This is a genomic window from Nocardioides sp. (assembly GCF_029937575.1).
Classification (GTDB): domain Bacteria; phylum Actinomycetota; class Actinomycetes; order Propionibacteriales; family Nocardioidaceae; genus Nocardioides.
Window position 1 is genome coordinate 26335 of record NZ_JAPYPS010000007.1, and the last position, 16985, is coordinate 43319.

General features: G+C 69.2%; 18 protein-coding genes and 1 riboswitch. Of the genes, 6 read left to right on the plus strand and 12 right to left on the minus strand.

Annotated features, from left to right (window positions below):
- Positions 1–9 precede the first annotated feature (9 nt).
- Entirely contained in the window at positions 10–669 is a 660-nt protein-coding gene (locus Q1K33_RS04235) for a TetR/AcrR family transcriptional regulator (RefSeq protein ID WP_300400992.1), read from the plus strand.
- A gap of 57 nt (positions 670–726) precedes the next feature.
- On the opposite strand, the gene wrbA is transcribed toward Q1K33_RS04235, so the two are convergent.
- The 7 genes from wrbA to Q1K33_RS04270 form a co-directional block, all read right to left on the minus strand.
- Entirely contained in the window at positions 727–1320 is a 594-nt protein-coding gene (gene wrbA, locus Q1K33_RS04240) for an NAD(P)H:quinone oxidoreductase (protein ID WP_300400994.1), read from the minus strand.
- 96 nt (positions 1321–1416) lie between these two features.
- Positions 1417–2151 carry an FAD-binding oxidoreductase gene (locus tag Q1K33_RS04245; RefSeq protein WP_300400996.1) on the minus strand — a complete coding sequence of 245 codons (735 nt, stop codon included), beginning with the start codon at positions 2149–2151 and terminating at the stop codon, positions 1417–1419.
- Positions 2148–2777 (minus strand): sulfite oxidase-like oxidoreductase, encoded by a 630-nt coding sequence (locus Q1K33_RS04250; protein WP_300400999.1) that lies wholly within the window; start codon positions 2775–2777, stop codon positions 2148–2150. The genes Q1K33_RS04245 and Q1K33_RS04250 overlap by 4 nt, the downstream gene beginning before the upstream one ends.
- 45 nt (positions 2778–2822) lie before the next feature.
- Positions 2823–3383, minus strand: a complete 561-nt coding sequence (locus Q1K33_RS04255) for a hypothetical protein (RefSeq protein WP_300401001.1) — start codon at positions 3381–3383, stop codon at positions 2823–2825.
- Between the two features lie 77 nt (positions 3384–3460).
- A complete protein-coding gene (locus Q1K33_RS04260) occupies positions 3461–4732 on the minus strand; it encodes an HNH endonuclease signature motif containing protein (protein WP_300401003.1) in 1272 nt (423 codons plus the stop codon).
- A gap of 44 nt (positions 4733–4776) precedes the next feature.
- Positions 4777–5697 (minus strand): aminoglycoside phosphotransferase family protein, encoded by a 921-nt coding sequence (locus Q1K33_RS04265; protein WP_300401005.1) that lies wholly within the window; start codon positions 5695–5697, stop codon positions 4777–4779.
- A gap of 62 nt (positions 5698–5759) precedes the next feature.
- Positions 5760–6608, minus strand: coding sequence for a LysR family transcriptional regulator (locus Q1K33_RS04270; protein WP_300401007.1), 849 nt, complete (start codon positions 6606–6608; stop codon positions 5760–5762).
- Positions 6609–6711: 103 nt separating this feature from the next.
- Between Q1K33_RS04270 and Q1K33_RS04275 the strand changes: the two genes are divergently transcribed.
- Positions 6712–7446 carry an SDR family oxidoreductase gene (locus Q1K33_RS04275; RefSeq protein ID WP_300401009.1) on the plus strand — a complete coding sequence of 245 codons (735 nt, stop codon included), beginning with the start codon at positions 6712–6714 and terminating at the stop codon, positions 7444–7446.
- A gap of 181 nt (positions 7447–7627) precedes the next feature.
- On the opposite strand, the gene Q1K33_RS04280 is transcribed toward Q1K33_RS04275, so the two are convergent.
- The 5 genes from Q1K33_RS04280 to Q1K33_RS04300 form a co-directional block, all read right to left on the minus strand.
- Positions 7628–8593, minus strand: coding sequence for a DUF4268 domain-containing protein (locus Q1K33_RS04280; protein WP_300401011.1), 966 nt, complete (start codon positions 8591–8593; stop codon positions 7628–7630).
- 330 nt (positions 8594–8923) lie between these two features.
- A complete protein-coding gene (locus Q1K33_RS04285; RefSeq protein WP_300401013.1) occupies positions 8924–9523 on the minus strand; it encodes a hypothetical protein in 600 nt (199 codons plus the stop codon).
- Positions 9524–9738: 215 nt separating this feature from the next.
- The gene (locus Q1K33_RS04290) at positions 9739–10794 is read right to left on the minus strand and encodes a Fic family protein (RefSeq protein WP_300401015.1); all 1056 of its coding nucleotides are present in this window, start codon (positions 10792–10794) and stop codon (positions 9739–9741) included.
- A 588-nt stretch (positions 10795–11382) separates the two neighbouring features.
- Positions 11383–11679: a hypothetical protein gene (locus tag Q1K33_RS04295; protein ID WP_300401017.1), complete on the minus strand. Its 297-nt coding sequence runs from the start codon at positions 11677–11679 to the stop codon at positions 11383–11385.
- A 14-nt stretch (positions 11680–11693) separates the two neighbouring features.
- Complete coding sequence (locus Q1K33_RS04300; protein ID WP_300401019.1) at positions 11694–12152, minus strand: hypothetical protein; 459 nt, start codon at positions 12150–12152, stop codon at positions 11694–11696.
- A 513-nt stretch (positions 12153–12665) separates the two neighbouring features.
- Between Q1K33_RS04300 and Q1K33_RS04305 the strand changes: the two genes are divergently transcribed.
- The 4 genes from Q1K33_RS04305 (at position 12666) to gatB (ending at position 16749) form a co-directional block, all read left to right on the plus strand.
- On the plus strand, positions 12666–13340 hold the full coding sequence (locus Q1K33_RS04305) for a GNAT family N-acetyltransferase (RefSeq protein WP_300401021.1): 675 nt from the start codon (positions 12666–12668) through the stop codon (positions 13338–13340).
- Between the two features lie 72 nt (positions 13341–13412).
- Positions 13413–13712, plus strand: coding sequence for an Asp-tRNA(Asn)/Glu-tRNA(Gln) amidotransferase subunit GatC (gene gatC, locus Q1K33_RS04310; protein WP_300401023.1), 300 nt, complete (start codon positions 13413–13415; stop codon positions 13710–13712).
- Positions 13709–15232: an Asp-tRNA(Asn)/Glu-tRNA(Gln) amidotransferase subunit GatA gene (gene gatA / locus Q1K33_RS04315; protein WP_300401025.1), complete on the plus strand. Its 1524-nt coding sequence runs from the start codon at positions 13709–13711 to the stop codon at positions 15230–15232. The genes gatC and gatA overlap by 4 nt, the downstream gene beginning before the upstream one ends.
- Positions 15229–16749 (plus strand): Asp-tRNA(Asn)/Glu-tRNA(Gln) amidotransferase subunit GatB, encoded by a 1521-nt coding sequence (gatB, locus tag Q1K33_RS04320; RefSeq protein ID WP_300401027.1) that lies wholly within the window; start codon positions 15229–15231, stop codon positions 16747–16749. The genes gatA and gatB overlap by 4 nt, the downstream gene beginning before the upstream one ends.
- Positions 16750–16796: 47 nt before the next feature.
- A riboswitch (cobalamin riboswitch) is annotated at positions 16797–16919 on the plus strand.
- The last annotated feature ends 66 nt before the right edge of the window (positions 16920–16985 follow it).

Here is a 16985-nt window from a genome sequence, read left to right on the forward strand (position 1 = left end):
GGAGAACAGATGAGTCAGGCCCGCGACCGGATGGTCGAGGCGGCGTTCGCCCTCTTCGACGAGCAGGGCTACGACGCCACGACCGTCGAGCAGATCGTCGAGCGGGCCGGAGTCAGTCGCTCCACCTTCTTCCGTGCGTTCGGGTCGAAGGAGGACGTGATCTTCCCGCGGCACGAGGACGTGCAGGCGCGGATCGCGGCTCGGCTCGCGACGGGGACCCGGGAGACCCATCGCGTGGCCATCGTCGAGGCCTCGCGGCTCGTGCTCGACCAGTACCTCGGCGAGGGTGAGCTGGCGCGTAGTCGCTACCGACTCACCCGATCCGTCCCCGCGCTGCGCGACCGCGAGGTCGCCAGCATGATCGGCTACCAGCGGCTCTTCCGCGAACGGCTGCGCGAGTGGCTGGCCGGGACCGGGGACGCGGACGTCGACCTGCACGCCGAGCTGCTCGCGGTCGGCGTGGTCACGGCCCACAACGTCGTGCTGCGACGGTGGCTGCGCGGTGTCGGCGGCGATCCCCTCGCGGAGTTCGAGGAGGCGATGGCGGCGGTCTTCGCCACGACCCGGACCGGCCCTCACGACGAGCCGGACGGGGCCACCGTGCTCGTGGTCCCGTCCGGGATGTCGCCGGCGGCGACGGCCGCCGCGGTGCGCGACGCGCTGAGGTAGGGCTCGGCCTCGGGCGACTACGGCCTCGGGCGACGACGGGCTCGGGCCACTACGAACTCAGGCCGCGAGCTTGCCCGCGATCTTCAGCAGGCGCGTGACCAGGTGGTCGAGGGCGGCGAGGTCGTGCTCGTCGAGCTCCGCGCTCTCCCCGGTGATCTTGCCGACGCCGTACGGGTTGCCGTCGTTGAACTTCACCTGGTCGGTGTAGCCGGGCGGCACGATGATGCCGCCGAAGTGGGCGAAGGTGGTGTTCATCGCCTCCAGCGTCGTCTCCTGGCCGCCGTGCTTGGTCTGGCTGGAGGTGAAGGCGGCGTAGGCCTTGTCGGCGAGCTTGCCCTCCTGCCACAGCGGGCCGAGGGTGTCGATGAACGACTGCAGCTGGCTGGTGACGTGGCCGTAGCGCGTCCCGGAGCCCATGATCACCGCGTCGGCCCAGGCCAGGTCGTCGGGCTCGGCGACGGGCTGGTCGGCGACGGAGGCCGCGTGGGCCGCCCACGCCTCGACGCTCTGGACGACCTCGTCGGGTGCGGTCTCGCGCACGCGGCGCAGGCGCACCTCGGCGCCGAGGCCCTCAGCGGTCTCGGCGAGACGGCTGGCCATGGCGTGGCCCGTGCCGAAGGAGGAGTAGTAGACGATGGCGAGCTTGGTCATGGGGAGTCCCTTCCCGAGTCGGTTGACGTTTCAATTTCACGGTAGGGGCGAGGTGGTGGCGCCCTGCTCACCCCTGCGGGGGCACGCGTGCCGGGCTCAGGTCCCGGTGCTGCCGAACTGCTCCACCCGCACCGTGTCGGCGCGCACGCCGATCTCGCCCAGCAGTCGTTGGGCGTAGGACGCGAAGCCGACCGAGCCGCACACGTAGGCCCGCTCGACACCCTCGGCGAGGTCGCGGAGCTCTTCCGGGTACGGCGGTGCGGCGACGCGGCTGCCGAGGTTCTCCCGGGTGGTGGCGACGAAGGCACCTCCGGCGAGGAGCTCCTCGGCGTAGGGCAGGTCGACCAGGGTCTTGCCGACGGCGACCACCCGCAGCCGGTCCGCGACGCCCAAGCGGGCGGCGTACCGCAACATCGCGACGAGGGGCACCACACCCGTGCCGCCGCCGACGGCGATCGCCGGCTCCTCGCCGGTCCAGGTGAACCAGCCGCCGATCGGACCGCGCACCTCGAGCACGTCGCCGACGCGAGCCTCGTCGTGGAGGTGGCCGGAGACCTCGCCGTCGGGCAGCGCCTCGACCATCAGCTCCAGCAGCGGGTCGGCCGGGTCGGAGGCGACGGAGTAGGAGCGCTGCGCGGTGTAGTCGTCGGGCGCCCGCAGCCGTACGACGTAGTGCTGGCCGGGCAGGTGGTCGATCCGGTCCTCGACGTCGAGGCGCAGTCGCACCAGCCGGTCCTCGCGCTCGATCTCGGCGATGGTGGCGGTGGTCCAGGCGCCGACGGGCGGAGTGGCGGGCGGAGTGGCGGGCGGGATGGCGGGCGGTGTGGTCACGGGTCGCCCTGGTAGCGCTGCTCGAGCCACGGGTCGCCGCGGTCGTGGTAGCCGTTCTGCTCCCAGAAGCCGGGGCGGTCGCGCGCCATCAGCTCCAGGCGGGTGATCCACTTGGCCGACTTCCAGAAGTACAGGTGCGGCACGAGCAGGCGCACCGGCCCGCCGTGCTCGACGGCGAGCGGCTTGCCGTCGTACTCCCACACCACCCAGGCCCTGCCGCCGCGCAGGTCCTCGATCGGCAGGTTGGTCGTGTAGCCGGTCGTCGCGTGCGCCATCACGTACGCCGCCTCGGGCAGCGGGCCGGCGGCGTCCAGGAGGGTGTCGACGCTGACCCCGGCGAACGTGGTGTCGAACTTGCTCCACGTCGTCACGCAGTGGATGTCGCCGTGGTAGGAGTCGCCCGGCAGTGCGTGGATCTCGCGCCATGACCAGCGCTGCGGAGTCTCGACCAGGCCGTCGATGCTCAGCGACCAGCTGTCGACGTCGACGAGCGGCGTCGCCTCCGCGGTGAGGGAGGGGAACTCCGAGCCGGTGTCGTACTGGCCGGGCGGGAGGCGATCGGCTCTGCCAGGGGTGGTCGAGTCGGTCGCGCGGCGGCGGCCGGTGAAGCCGCGGGTGACGGGCATGGATCGATTCTGCCCGAGCCGCTCGCGGAGCCGGCGCCTGGACCTTCAGTCGGGGAAGTCGGTGAGCACGATGCCGACGCCGATGTACTCGCCGTCGGAGTCGGCCCGCTCGACGTCGCCTCCGTAGTTGATGACGTCCTCGCCCTGGCGGTAGGTGCGCAGCACCTGCCTGCCGTCGTCGGTCTCGTCGGCGAGCTCGAAACCGGCGTCGGTCAGCCGGTCGCCGTACTCGGCCATCCAGTCACGGGCGGGCCCGGTGTAGCGGCCTCGCATGTCGACGGTGACGCGGTCGCAGCCGCTACCGACCTCACCGTCGATCTGCTCGAGGAGCTCAGGCTGCGGGAACGAGTCCGGCCAGTCGCTGGGGATCTCGGTGAACGGCTCGTAGACGAAGGTGGAGGTGTCGCACTCGACGACGTCGACGGCTCCACCGTCGTCCTCGGGCGGTGCCTCGTCGTCCGTGCTGGGCTCGGCCGCCGTGGTGGGCTCGGACGAGGCGTCCTCGCTCGAGTCCGAGGAGCCGCACCCGGTGAGGACGGCGAGGGTCAGCGTCAGGGCCGCAAGACGGGCTGGCCGGTGGGAGGTCGTGGATCCGAGGGGGCGCATCGATCGAGCCTAGGGACGGCGTTGCGGGCGCGACAGGGTCGTTCGACCCATTGCGTGCGCTTGAATTTCGTGGTCGCTCAGGAGATGAGCGTCCAGGTGCCGGGCTCGACCTCGACCCACACGGGCTTGCGCGCGGGTGGTGCGGCCGAGGTGTAGGTGTGCCCGGTGGGGGTGGTGGTCTGCACGGTGTGTACCGGGCCGGGTCGGGGTCTCGCGGTCCAGCCGCGGGCCTGCTTGGCGTGGTTGCAGGCCTGGCAGAGGCCTTGGGCGTTGGCGACGGTCGTCGGACCGCCCTCCTCGACGGCTTCGACGTGGTCGGAGTGCCGCACGGGGGCGTCGCACCAGGGCGTGCGGCAGATCCGATCGCGGAACCGGAGGAACCGCGCCATCCCGTCGGGGACCTTCCGCCTCGTGGACTCCATGGCGACCAGGGCGCCGGTCTGCGCGTCGGCGTAGAGGCGGCGCAGCCAGGTGGCACCGGCGGCGAGGTCGCGGGCGAGGTCGCCGGGGATGGGTCCGTAGCCGTCGACGTACGCGCCGGTGTCGGTCTGTCCGGTCAGGACGCTGTCGGGGAGGATGACGTTGACTGTCGTGCCGGGATCGGCGTCGTCGGCGAGCGGGTCACGGCCGGTGATCCGCTCGACGAGGGTGTCGGCCATGACCTGGCCGCGGGAGCGGGGGTCGCCGATGCCGGTCGCGGTGTCGGCCGCGGACTTCAGCGCGGCGAAGACCGCGACCCCGTCCTTGACCGGCAGCAGGGCCGAGAGCTGGGACATGACGTCGGGAGCGGGGCGCAGCGAGACCCCTCGCTCGGACTCGGCCCGGCGACGGCGCTCCGCGACGGACGCGGGGTCGAGCTCGCCCGCCAGCTTTTGAGCGGCGGCAGCCAGCTCGGCGTCACCCATCTTCTCGAGGGCATCCGGGTCGGCCGCGAGCCGCTCGTCGACCTCGAGCCGCTGCTCGAGGGCAAGACAGGCGGTCTCGCGGGCCATCAACGTGGCCCGCCACTCGGTGATCCGCCCCGACTGGAACGCGGACCAGGTGTGTGGCAGCTCGGTCTGCAGGATCATGGCGAGCCCGAGATGCCGCGACCCGCGGTGGTGAGACTCGCGGCGGGCCAACGCGACCTGGGCCGCAACCCCGCGCGAACGGCGCTCGGCAGGTACGCCGGCATCAGCCGCCTTGGCGATCTGGGACTCGGCGAAGTCCGCAGTCAAGGCTGCCTGCGCCGCCTCTGCGATGCACTTCAGCTCCTCGAGCCCACGCAGCAGATCGATGCGCTCGTCATCGCTCAACGCAGGGGTCGGGAGGTCCCGGACCTGTGCCTGCAACAAACCGAGGTCGATCATGTGTTCGATTATAGGTGATCGCTCCGACAGTGTCACGGTCTGATTCAGGGGCTGTGGATCGCTGCGTCCGCCATCGCGAGCCGGTCGGCACAGCGCGCCGGCATGGACGCGCCGTAATAGGGGAGCGTGATCAGGGCGATGAACAGGGCCCAGCCCTTGGAGACCGTCCACATGGCGTCGTCGATGTCGAGGGCCCGTCGGAAGACGGCGCGCCCATCGACGTCCAGGGCCTCCCAGGCGACGACCAGGTCGACGGTCGGGTTGCCCAGTGCCAGTCCGCCGAAGTCGATCACCGCCGCCAGGTCGCCGGAGCCGTCGAGCAGCAGGTTCTCGACGAGAAGGTCACCATGAAACCAGCACGCGGCCGGCTCGGCGGTGCGCGAGGCGTCCAGGGCTATGTCCCAGACGCGGAGGGCCTCATCGACGTCGAGGACATCCAGCTCTCGGCAGGCCGCGGCCGCTTCGCGGAAGTCGGCGTCGAGCGTCCACAACGGAAGTCCGCGGTACCAGGACAGTGACTCGTCGTCCGTGGCTCGAGCCGGGACGTCCATGCCGCGCAGCTCGGTCAGGAACCGGGCGAGGCCTTCGGCAAGACCGTTCGTCGAGCCCCGCCTGACGGAGCCGGAGTGTGAGGGACGGATGCCCGGGAGCCACGTGGTGATCGCCCACCGCTCGGGGTAGCCCAGGTCCGGCTCGCCGACGCCGACGACCGCCGGCACCTCGACGGTGACGCGCGGGGCGACGTACGGCAGCCAGGTCACTTCCTTGTCGATGCTGGCGCCGCCACCCGGTTGCCGCGGCAGCCGCACGAGCCTGTCGTCGCCGAGCCGGAAGAGCGCGTTCGAGGAGCCGGAGGCGGGCAGCGGCCTGAGGTCGTCGTCGACGTACGCGGGGAAGGCCCGGTCGACCAGCTGTCGCGCCAGGGCGAGGTCGATGGACAGCTCGTCGGCGTGGAGTCGGGGCACCCCGACATCCTGTCCCGGAGCGTCGCGAGCTGCGACTCGCATTCGCTGCTCAGCAGCCGGCGTCAACCGGCCGTCGCCGCGCGCACCAGGCCCGCGACGGCCTTCGACCTGCTGTGGGGAGGCCAGGCGATGACGGTCGTGACCTGGACGGCGTCGGAGACCGGGACGCACACGAGGGTCTCGCCGAGGTCGGCCCGCACCGACTCGGGGAGCACCGTGCAGGTGCGGCCCAGCGCGACGAGCTGCCGGAGCTGCGTGAGGTCGCGGACCTCGGGCCCGGGGCCGTCGGGATAGCTGCCATCGCGCCGCGGCCATCGTGGCTGCGGAAGGTCGGCCAGGGACTCGACCTCGGCCAGGGTCACCGACGTACGCGTGGACAGTGGGTGGCCGGCCGGAAGCACCAGCACCTGGCCCTCGGTCACCAGCTCCTCGGTGTCGAATCCGGCGATGGAGTCGAACGGGCGGTGCAGCAGCGCCACATCGGCGCGTCCGTCGCGCAACAGTCCCTCCTGCTGGCCGGGTCCGCAGAGCAGCACCTCGACGGCTGCGGCGCCGGGCTCGGCGTCGTAGGCATGGAGCAGCTTCGCGAGGAGCTCGGCCGAAGCGCCGGCCTTGGAGGCCAGCACCACGCTGGGCCTGCCGGTCAGCGCCTGGGCCGTACGGCGTACCCGCCGCTCCGCCGCCACGACGGCGTCCAGCGCGGCCCGACCTTCCTGGAGCAGCACCGCACCGGCCTCGGTGAGCGTGACCTGGCGGCTCGTGCGCTCGAAGAGGGTGGCGCCCAGGCGGCGTTCGAGCTGGCCGATCGCGCGCGAGAGCGGCGGCTGGGTGATGCCGAGGCGTTCGGCGGCCCGACCGAAGTGGAGCTCCTCGGCGACCGCGACGAAGTAGGTCAGCTCTCGGGTCTCCATGGTGGTGACGATACCCCCGCGAAGGGCATATCGATGCCTGCGCGGTATCGATCGGCCTCGCATCGGTGTTGGGGCCACCCGTCTCGCGCAGCACGATCGAGGCATGACAGAAACCACGGACAAGAAGATCGCGCTGGTCACTGGCGCCAACAAGGGGATCGGCTACGAGATCGCCGCGGGGCTCGGCGCCCTCGGCTGGAGTGTCGGCGTGGGCGCTCGCGACGACGCGAGGCGCGAGGCCGCCGTGGCGAGCCTGCGCGAGCGCGGAGTCGACGCGTTCGGCGTACCGCTCGACGTGACCGACGACGTCAGCGTGGCCGCAGCCGCCCAGTTGGTAGGGGAGCAGAAGGGTCGCCTCGACGTGCTGGTCAACAACGCCGGGATCACCGGCAGCGCCGACCAGATGCCGACGACCGTCGACCTCGACACCGTCCGACGAGCCGTCGACGTCAACGTCTACGGCGTGATCCGGACGACCAACGCCTTCCTCCCGCTGCTGCGCGACGCCGCCTCGCCGCGGATCGTGAACATGTCCAGCGGCGTCGGCTCGCTGACCCGCCAGTCCGCCAACGACGGCACGACCGGCCCGATCTCGGTGGCCTACTCGCCGTCCAAGTCGTTCCTCAACGCGGTGACCGTGCAGTACGCCAAGGAGCTGGCCGACACCAACATCCTCATCAACGCCGCGTGCCCCGGCTTCGTCGCCACCGACCTCAACAGCTTCCGCGGGACGCGTACGCCGGAGCAGGGTGCTGCGATCGCCTTGCACCTGGCGACGCTGCCGGACGACGGCCCGACCGGGGGCTACTTCGACGACGACGGGGTGATCCCCTGGTAGGCCATGGGCTCGATGCGTCCTCGATGGTCCTGCCTCACGCGGTTTCGCTTGAGCGATTCGCGGTGAAGCGGCTGCGCCAGCCGCTGTGACGACCGAAGCAAACTGCCAAGACCGGGTCAGCGGATGCCTGGCACGCGGTTGGAGATCCGAGCGTGATGCCCGTCCAGTGGCGTTGCAAGCCTCAGGCTGTTGAGCCGAGAACCGTGCGGATCTGCTGGGTGGCGGGACGGAACTTCGCCATCGTGGAAATGAACCAGTGCAGCATCTCGTCTCGGTCGTCCGCGTCGAGAACGTCGCCGTGCAATCGATCAACGTGGATCCGACAAGCCTTCTTGCCAGGCAGCGAGTCGAAGTGGACTGGCTCATCGAAACCGGCGTCTAACACATCCCGATGAGACAGGTAGCGCTCGAACTCCGTCAGATTCAAGTCCCCATCTGAGGAACCGAAGTACAGCTCGACGCGAGGGCCCGCGTTCGTGAAAGTCATGCCGTACCAGATTGTCGATGTACCGAATGGCAAGGTGATCCAAGACTGGTTTGATCCCGCGGTAGACCTTGTCCAAGTGGGGTGCTGAGTGCGGATGATGCTGAGCAGATCCTGCCAAAAGGCTTGGTAAGCCAACGCCTTCGGGGACAGCGTCACGGCGGTCCGCTCGGTGTGCAGCTGTTTTGTCCAGTCATTCGGCTTCGCGACGATCTTGAAGAGCGGTGCTGGACGCGAACTGTCGATTCGGACTGCCGCGATCTCGACGCCAAAGAATCGGGTGTCCTCGTCGGTGTGCTCGTTAAGCCAGTCGAGCGCTGCGCGGTGTTCCTCGCGAAAAGTCGGCGCACACCAGACGATCGTTGATGGGTCAGTCCCGCCCGCGTAGGTCAAGAGCTGGCCAAGATGAGAGTGGTCGGTCTGTTCGAGTTGGTTCTCGACGATCACGGTCGCATTTGTGGAGAGGTCAGTTCCGATCAGGTCCAGAGCGAAACCGCCCACGCGTCGTTCCGCCTCAGTCAGCTCAAGGTCCATTCCAAGTGCATCGCCGAGAACATCTGCGTTCTCCAGGAGCCACAACGTGAAGTCATGTGCTTCGTGCTTCCAGACCTCGCGAATCGAGATGGGCGTCAGCCGGCCAAGGCCCTGGGTTTCGGACTCCACGTGATCTCCTCCGTAAGCGTGTGAAGGCACCCTGCCACAAGCAACTGACATCTGCGCTGGCGCCGTGGAGGGCGATCAACGTGAGGCACCTCAAGTCGCGATCCGGGCGCTCGAGTCGCGGGGATGTGTCAGGTCAGCCCAGGTTCTCGATGTCAGTGACATCGCGGGTCTGGGCGAGGACTAACGCGGCGCTCTCGGCCAAGAGCCGTCCGGCCTTTCGGCTGAGGTCGAGGTCCTTCTCGGTTGAGCCGGAAGTCTGCAGAGTTGCAGCAACTGAGACGTCAACGACGACCTCGCTCCCGGTGCGTACATGTTCGGCAAGTAGCTTGTTTACCCGAACGTGGTCCGTTGTCGCGGACCTGGATTGCGATAGTTGCTGCTGAGTCGACGACGCAGATTGTCGGACTCGCCGATGTAGATCCGGCTGCGCCCCGACTCGCTAGCCAACGTGAATCTGTAGATCCCCGGGCTGGCGGGAAGGGGCCCCGGGAATGCCAGTTTGCCGGCGTAGTCGAGGGACACGATGCCGAGTCGAGTCCAGGAGAATGCAACCCGTGCATCGATGGTCTCGACGTGCATCGGCTCGGGTCCGGTCGGTAGAGGTGCGGTGAGCGTCGGCTCGACCGGCCCCTTGGCCGCGCCACCAGGCTCGGCAGAGGCGCGACCTCGAGCGGCGTAGGAACCACCGATCTCGCCGCGCGCGAATACGACCGTGCTCGCCGCCAGGTCGACCGAGCGCACGTGCCAGCCGGCTCGATGCCAGGCCAAGGACTGTCCCTGAGAGTTGTTCGCCCACCATGTGCGCAACCGGCGCGAGGATGGAGGTAGTCCACCGACGAGACAGTCGATGCGGCCGAACGCCATCTCGATCTCGGATTTGGAGCGCGGCAGGTCCGCTAGGAACGCTGCAAGTGCGTCGTACTTGCCCATGCCAGGATGGTCGCAGAGAGCGCCAACGCCGTAGCCGTTTCGCGGTGGAATGACTCACCTTAAGCGTGGGTCAGATCTGAATGGCAGGGCTTCTCGTCCGTGTTCACCATTGATCCGCAAAACGTGGGAGATTTGCTAATACCACCCAGGTGTGCGGTGGCGATCCGCGTCGGTGTCGCACCCGGCCCGCCGTCCGCCGGGGCCCGCTGCCTCAGCTACTGGTTCTCCCAGGGTCGCCGGCGCTCAAGGATCTTCAGTCGTTGATCGGAGTCCGGTTCGTCGAAGGCATGCGCCTCCTCGAGAAGTCGCTTCGACTCCTCGTAATCGTCGAAGTCGACGCTGTGAGTGAAGTCGTGGGCGTACCGCATGGCCTTGATGTAGACGCTCGGGTCGTCGTTGCGCGAAAGGCGGCGCAGGCCGTCTAAATAGTCCTGGCGGAACACCACAGGAACGATGATGCGGCTCTGGCCTTCTGCTGAGAGCTCGACATTCATCGCAACCCGAGCGGCTCGGCCGTTGCCGTCGACGAAGGGGTGGACCTCGGCGACCACGAAGGCGACGTAGATCGCTCGCTCCCAAGCCGTGTCGAGGCGGTCGCGCAGTTCGATGCCCGCCCGAAGCGTGCCTTCTACGAGATCGTGCGGCACGAAGTGGGTGTTGCCGGCCTTGTTGTTCCTCTCCTTGAACTCTCCGGGACGCTTGTCGGGACGGCCTTCCATGATGCGAGCGTGGCGGCGCTTCAACAACTCGACGAACTCAGCCGGATCGTCGCCCCGCCGGCCCATCTCCTCAGGATCAGCGACGAGCCGATACGTCCCGAGCACGTCATGGGCGTCTTGCGGGCGGTCGGTCGGCACCACGCCGTTGAATACGATGTCGGCCGCCTCGTCGACTTCGAACTCCGTGCCTTCGATGAAGTTGGAGAAATAGGCTTCGAAGAAGGGCAGGTATCGAGTCCGTCCCGGCTCTCCGGGCGTCGAGGACTCCGGTCGACTTTGAGGCGCAGACGCTCGGATGGCGTCGACAAGCATCTCGAACCGCCGCACCCGGTTCTGGTCGACGGCGAGGCCCTTGCCTCGCTGGCGTAGGACCACCGAGTCGGTCAAGGCGACGTCGCGCGTGCCAACCGCGATGCCTACCGCCTCCTGCATCACGGTCAGATTGGCCGGGTCTACGCCGACCTGGGCGGCAAGACCCTCCGCCTCCCGGCGGAACTGCATGAGCCGTTCGGTGTCGTACTGCCGGCACAACTCATCGACCCAGTCGCCCAACTCATCGGCATCGAAGGTCCGGCGCGCACCTCGGCGTGCGCGCGAGGGTCGGCAGTTCTCCGCGAGCCCGCGAGCCGGCGAGGCGAGGCGAAGTCCGTCTGCATACGGTATGTCCGACTCCAGCGGACCCGCGCCAGATCGTGCTCGGATGAGAAGGCCGGGCAAAGTCGCGTCACGTGCTGCGCGAGGGTGCGCGAGGTAGAGCACACCGTCGACCGGACCTCCTGTCCGTGCAGATCGGTCCGTGACCACGGCATCCGGGAAGAGGTGCCCCGCGATCGTGGTCCAGTGGCCACGCACGATCTCTGCCGGCTGGCGGGTGACCTCAGTCGAGTAGACCCCGCGAGCGACCTGCAGCAGTTCCCCTCGTCTGACGGCGCTGGAGATGGTCGACGGGGCTCGATCCGATGCGAAGACTATCGGCTTATCCATGCGTTCCTGCCATCAGTTCGAAGTTTCGCACGTTTAAGTTACCACAAATCGCAGGCTTTAGAGTTTAAGACTGGCGAAACGCACAAATGGACACTTAAGTGCCTGCAAGCCATCCGCTCTGCAGTGCCGGGTTCGGCGGTCGGCCGCTAGTTCCGGTCAACCCGAACTACCTGCGAGGGCCTCCTTAGAGTGGGACTCGGCAGCGTTGAGTTCTGCCGTCGCCGCGCTCGGATCGAACACACGCAGGATCGAGAACACGAAGTCCTGCTTGTGCGACGGATCCTTCACGTCCAGTTCCCGCAGCGCGACGTTGCCGCCGTGACCGTCCTGGGCGTAGGACGACCAGCGTCCGAGGATCCGTTCGCTGCCGTCTGCCGCTGTCGTAGGAACTGTCCCGATCGCGCGTCCAAGATCGCGTAGATCCCCTGCACCGCAGTCAGAGCGGCCCTCCACCGCACGTCGTCATGTCAGGCGGGATGCGGCGTCGCGGTCAGCCCGAAGAGCTTGGCGCTGAGTGGGATCGCCTTATCGGTGAGGAGCTCGGCCTCTCGGACCGTGATCGTCTCACCGAGCATCCCCTGCGAGTAGCGGTGCAGCAGCTGCTGAAGGTCCAGCACGTCAGCGTCGTCGAGGCTGCCCTCGTCGCGAAGCACCCCGACCATGTCCGCCGAGCTGCGCGGGTAGTCCCGCCCGCGCCCGATCTCGGCCAAATACCCCTCGACAGCCTTCCATGCCTTGGCGATCTGCTCGATCGCGATGTAGCGCTCACGCGCCGACTGGCGGGTGACGCCGAGCGCCTCGCCGATCTCAGCCCAGGCGACGCCCGCGACGCGCGCGGAGGTGACGGCAGCCTGCTTGGCCGCCTCGGCATCGCGAGCCCGGGCGGAAGCGGCCCGGATCGCATCGATGTGGTGTTGATGAGTCATGAGACGAATCTAACGCTTGACACCAAATCACCGTACGACAGGTAAACCTGTCGTTGACACTCTGATGCGCTTTGTCTAGTTAGTGAAGCGCGGCCGCGACCGGGAGGATCAGGCGCGACACCCCCCAAACGCACCGTTGCAGGCGGAATCAGGCAAACGCGATAATTCGAGAAGGCCCCGAGATCGCGGTGCGCAGTCGGTGCCCGTTGGTGAACCGATACACGATGCCGGTCGCACGGAGCGACGCTGACGGATGGCCCGTCAACGATGACGAACGGCAACTTCAGATCAGTGAGTCGGCTGGAGCAGGCGTGGCATCGGAACTGTCTGGCCCTGCGGCAGGCGCTGCAACATTAGGCGTGCTGAGATTCGCTTCGGCTACCGAGTCAAGCTCCGGAGACACGGCCGACTCGGGCGCTCGCATCGTGTGCGTCAATCTGGGCGAAGTGCAGCGGGTCGATTCCGCCCACCACCCCACTGGACCAACCACCCCCACCCAGGTTGAGTCATCCCGTGCTCACCGACGCCTGGCCGCTCTTCGCCCTCACGATCGAGACCGAGCGGCTGACGTTGCGCCTGCCGCGCGACGAGGAGGTCGCCCGGCTGGGCCAGGTAGCAGCCGACGGACTCCACGACCCGGCGGACCGCCCGTTCCTCACGCCCTGGACCGAGGGCGGACCACAGGCGCGGGCCAGGTTCGTGCTGCAGGGGCACTGGGCGTCGCTGGGGGAGTGGCGGCCCGACGACTGGGCTCTCGGGCTCGCCGTGTTCCCCAAGGACGGCTCGGAGGGCGGGGCGATCGGACGGGTCACCCTGTGGGCCCGCGACTTCGCCGTCGTACGCGAGGTGACGACGTCATCCTGGCTGGGGCTCGAACACCACGGGCGCGGCATCGGCACCGAGGCGCGGGCCGGTGCGCTTGCCCTCGCCTTCGATCACCTGGGGGCGGTGGCTGCGCTCACGGAGGTCTTCCAGGACAACCACGCATCGCAGGGGGTGTCCCGCAAGCTGGGCTACGTCCACGACGGCATCTCCCGAGACGCCCGTGGCGAGGAAGCCCTGGTCTCCGACCGGCTGCGTCTGACTGCCGACGCGTGGCGCGAGCGGAAGTCCGAGCGATCCGCGGTGACGGTGAGCGGCGTCGAGCAGTGCTTGGCGGAGTTCGGACTGCGTGGCCCGGAGGCTTGACCGAGCGGACTGGCTCCTGGCGCCACGGTGGGCAGTGCGACGTCGGGCGCACGCACTCCTAGACTGCGCACCATGCCTGAGATCACCCGAGACGAGGTCGCCCACCTGGCCGACCTCGCCCGCATCGACCTCGACGCCGCGGAGCTCGACCACCTGGCTCCGCAGCTGTCGGTCATCCTCGAGTCCGTCGCGTCCATCAGCGAGGTCGCCAGCGACGACGTGCCGCCCACGTCCCACCCGCTGCCGCTGACCAACGTCTTCCGCGAGGACGTCGCGCAGCCCTGCCTGACCGCCGAGCAGGCGCTGGCGATGGCCCCCGAGGTCGACCAGCAGCGCTTCTCCGTCCCGCGGATCCTGGGGGACGAACAGTGAGCGACCTGATCAAGCAGACCGCCGCGCAGATGGCCGCCGCCCTGGCCGACGGCACGACCACCTCGGTCGAGCTCACCCAGGCCCACCTCGACCGCATCGCCGCGGTCGACGGCGCCATCCACGCCTACCTCCACGTCGACGGCGAGGGTGCGCTCGCGCAGGCCGCCGCGTCCGACGCCCGCCGCTCCGCCGGCACGCCCGCGGGCGACCTCGACGGCATACCCATCGCGGTCAAGGACGTCCTGGCCACCCAGGGCCTGCCGACCACGTGCGGCTCGAAGATCCTCGAGGGCTGGATCCCGCCGTACGACGCCACGGTCGTCGCCAAGCTGAAGGCCGCCGGCCTGCCGATCCTCGGCAAGACCAACATGGACGAGTTCGCGATGGGCTCCTCCACCGAGCACTCCGCCTACGGCCCGACCCACAACCCCTGGGACCTCGACCGGATCCCCGGCGGCTCCGGCGGTGGCTCGGCCGCCGCGGTCGCAGCCTTCGAGGCGCCGTTCGCCCTCGGCACCGACACCGGCGGCTCGATCCGCCAGCCCGGCGCCGTCACCGGCACGGTCGGGGTCAAGCCGACGTACGGCGGGGTCTCGCGCTACGGCCTCGTCGCCCTGGCCAACTCCCTCGACCAGGTCGGACCGGTCACGCGCACGGTCCTCGACTCGGCCCTGCTCCATGAGCTCATCGGCGGGCACGACCCGCGCGACTCCACCTCGGTCGACGCCCCCGTGCCCGGTCTGGTCGCAGCCGCCACCCAGGGCGCCGACGGCGACCTGAGCGGCCTCAAGGTCGGCGTCATCAAGGAGCTCGGCGGTGAGGGCTACCAGGCAGGCGTCCAGCAGCGCTTCCAGGAGTCCGTCGACCACCTGGTCGCGATGGGCGCCGAGGTCGTCGAGGTCTCCTGCCCCAGCTTCGTGCACGCGCTCGCGGCCTACTACCTGATCCTGCCGGCGGAGGCGTCGAGCAACCTCGCGAAGTTCGACGCGATGCGCTACGGCCTCCGGGTCTTCCCCGAGGGCGTCGACTCCCCGAGCGCGGAGGAGGTGATGCGGGCCTCTCGCGACGCCGGCTTCGGCGACGAGGTGAAGCGCCGGATCATCCTCGGCACCTACGCGCTGTCCAGCGGCTACTACGACGCCTACTACGGCCAGGCGCAGAAGGTCCGCACGCTCATCTCGCGCGACTTCGAGGCGGCGTTCGGCCAGGCCGACGTGCTGCTCAGCCCGACCGCGCCGACCACGGCGTTCAAGCTCGGCGAGAAGCTCGACGACCCGATCGCGATGTACCTCAACGACCTCGCCACCATCCCGGCCAACCTCGCCGGCGTGCCCGGGATCTCGCTGCCGAGCGGCCTCGCCGACGAGGACGGGCTGCCGGCCGGCGTACAGATGCTGGCGCCGGCGCTGGCCGACGACCGGCTCTACCGCGTGGGCGCCGCCCTCGAGGTGGCCCTGACCGAGAAGTGGGGCGGGCCGTTGCTCGACCGGGCCCCGGACCTGACAGGAGCGAGCGCATGAGCACGGCAGCTGAGGTGACCCTGGTCGACTTCGACGACGTCCTCGCCTCCTACGACCCGGCGATGGGCCTCGAGGTCCACGTCGAGCTCAACACCGTCACCAAGATGTTCTGCGGGTGCCCCACGGAGTTCGGCGCCGAGCCCAACACCCAGGTCTGCCCGACCTGCCTGGGCCTACCCGGCGCGATGCCGGTCGTCAACGCCAAGGCCGTGGAGTCGGCGATCCGGATCGGGCTCGCGCTCAACTGCGAGATCGCCGAGTGGTGCCGCTTCGCGCGCAAGAACTACTTCTACCCGGACATGCCGAAGAACTTCCAGACCTCCCAGTACGACGAGCCGATCGCCTTCGAGGGCTTCATGGACGTCGACATCCCGCTCGAGGGCGGGGGCACTGAGACGTTCCGTGTCGAGATCGAGCGCGCCCACATGGAGGAGGACACCGGCAAGTCGCTGCACGTCGGCGGCGCCACCGGTCGCATCCACGGCGCCGACCACTCGCTGGTCGACTACAACCGCGCCGGCATCCCCCTCATCGAGATCGTCACCAAGCCGATCATGGGCTCGCGCGAGAAGGCCCCGGCCATCGCCAAGGCGTACGTCGCCCAGCTGCGCGAGCTGATCGTCGCCCTCGGGGTCTCCGACGCCCGGATGGACCAGGGATCGATCCGCGCCGACGTCAACCTGTCGCTCGCGCCCAAGGACCAGGGCGGTCTCGGCACCCGCAGCGAGACCAAGAACGTCAACTCGCTGCGCTCGGTCGAGCGGGCGGTGCGCTACGAGATGCAGCGCCACGCCGGCATCCTCGACGCCGGCGGCTCGATCCTCCAGGAGACGCGGCACTGGCACGAGGACACCGGCATCACCACGTCGGGTCGCGAGAAGTCCGACGCCGAGGACTACCGCTACTTCCCCGAGCCCGACCTGGTGCCGGTGGCGCCGAGCCGGGAGTGGGTCGAGGAGCTGCGCGCCACGATGCCGGAGAACCCGACGGTCAAGAAGGCCCGGCTCCAGGCCGAGTGGGGCTTCACCGACCTCGAGATGCGCGACACCGTCGGCGCCGGGGCCTTCGGCCTCGTCGAGGAGACGATCGCGGCCGGAGCCACACCGCAGTCGGCCCGCAAGTGGTGGCTCTCCGACATGGCGCGGCGCGCCAACGAGTCCGGCACCGACATCGCCGACCTCGGCGTCTCCCCGGCCCAGGTCGCCGAGGTGCAGGCCCTGGTCGACGCCAAGACGATCAACGACAAGCTCGCCCGCCAGGTCTTCGACGGCCTCATCGCCGGTGAGGGCACGCCCGAGGAGATCATCGCGGCCCGCGGGCTCGCGGTCGTCTCCGACGACGGCGCCCTCGGCGCGGCCGTCGACGTCGCCATCGCCGCCAACCCGGACGTCGCGGACAAGATCCGCGACGGCAAGGTCGCGGCCGCCGGTGCGCTCATCGGGGCCGTCATGAAGGAGATGAAGGGCCAGGCCGACGCAGCGCGCGTGCGCGAGCTGATCCTGGAGCGTCTCGCCTGACCGAGCGAGTCGTCGCGCAGGCGTGCGGAGAGGTACGCTCACGCCGAATCATTCATCACGCCCGTGGTGGGGGAAGCCGGTCCAAGTCCGGCGCTGACCCGCAACCGTAGGCCGGTCCCGCTCGGCGGGGCAGGCGAGCCGGAGCACCTGGCACGACGCGTCCTGATCACATCGCTGTCGCGGAAAAGCAGCGGGTGACCTTGACCGGTCCTCCCGTCTGTGTCGCAGCGGGAAGG

Bases quoted from the DNA above. Each gene is read 5' to 3' on its own strand.
- Q1K33_RS04250 (WP_300400999.1), bottom strand. From the start codon at position 2,777: ATGCCCGTCACCCGCGGCTTCACCGGCCGCCGCCGCGCGACCGACTCG.
- gatC (WP_300401023.1), top strand. From the start codon at position 13,413: ATGCCTGAGATCACCCGAGACGAGGTCGCCCACCTGGCCGACCTCGCC.
- Q1K33_RS04270 (WP_300401007.1), bottom strand. From the start codon at position 6,608: ATGGAGACCCGAGAGCTGACCTACTTCGTCGCGGTCGCCGAGGAGCTC.
- Q1K33_RS04275 (WP_300401009.1), top strand. From the start codon at position 6,712: ATGACAGAAACCACGGACAAGAAGATCGCGCTGGTCACTGGCGCCAAC.
- Q1K33_RS04285 (WP_300401013.1), bottom strand. From the start codon at position 9,523: ATGGGCAAGTACGACGCACTTGCAGCGTTCCTAGCGGACCTGCCGCGC.
- wrbA (WP_300400994.1), bottom strand. From the start codon at position 1,320: ATGACCAAGCTCGCCATCGTCTACTACTCCTCCTTCGGCACGGGCCAC.
- Q1K33_RS04255 (WP_300401001.1), bottom strand. From the start codon at position 3,383: ATGCGCCCCCTCGGATCCACGACCTCCCACCGGCCAGCCCGTCTTGCG.
- gatB (WP_300401027.1), top strand. From the start codon at position 15,229: ATGAGCACGGCAGCTGAGGTGACCCTGGTCGACTTCGACGACGTCCTC.
- Q1K33_RS04300 (WP_300401019.1), bottom strand. From the start codon at position 12,152: ATGACTCATCAACACCACATCGATGCGATCCGGGCCGCTTCCGCCCGG.
- Q1K33_RS04260 (WP_300401003.1), bottom strand. From the start codon at position 4,732: ATGATCGACCTCGGTTTGTTGCAGGCACAGGTCCGGGACCTCCCGACC.
- Q1K33_RS04235 (WP_300400992.1), top strand. From the start codon at position 10: ATGAGTCAGGCCCGCGACCGGATGGTCGAGGCGGCGTTCGCCCTCTTC.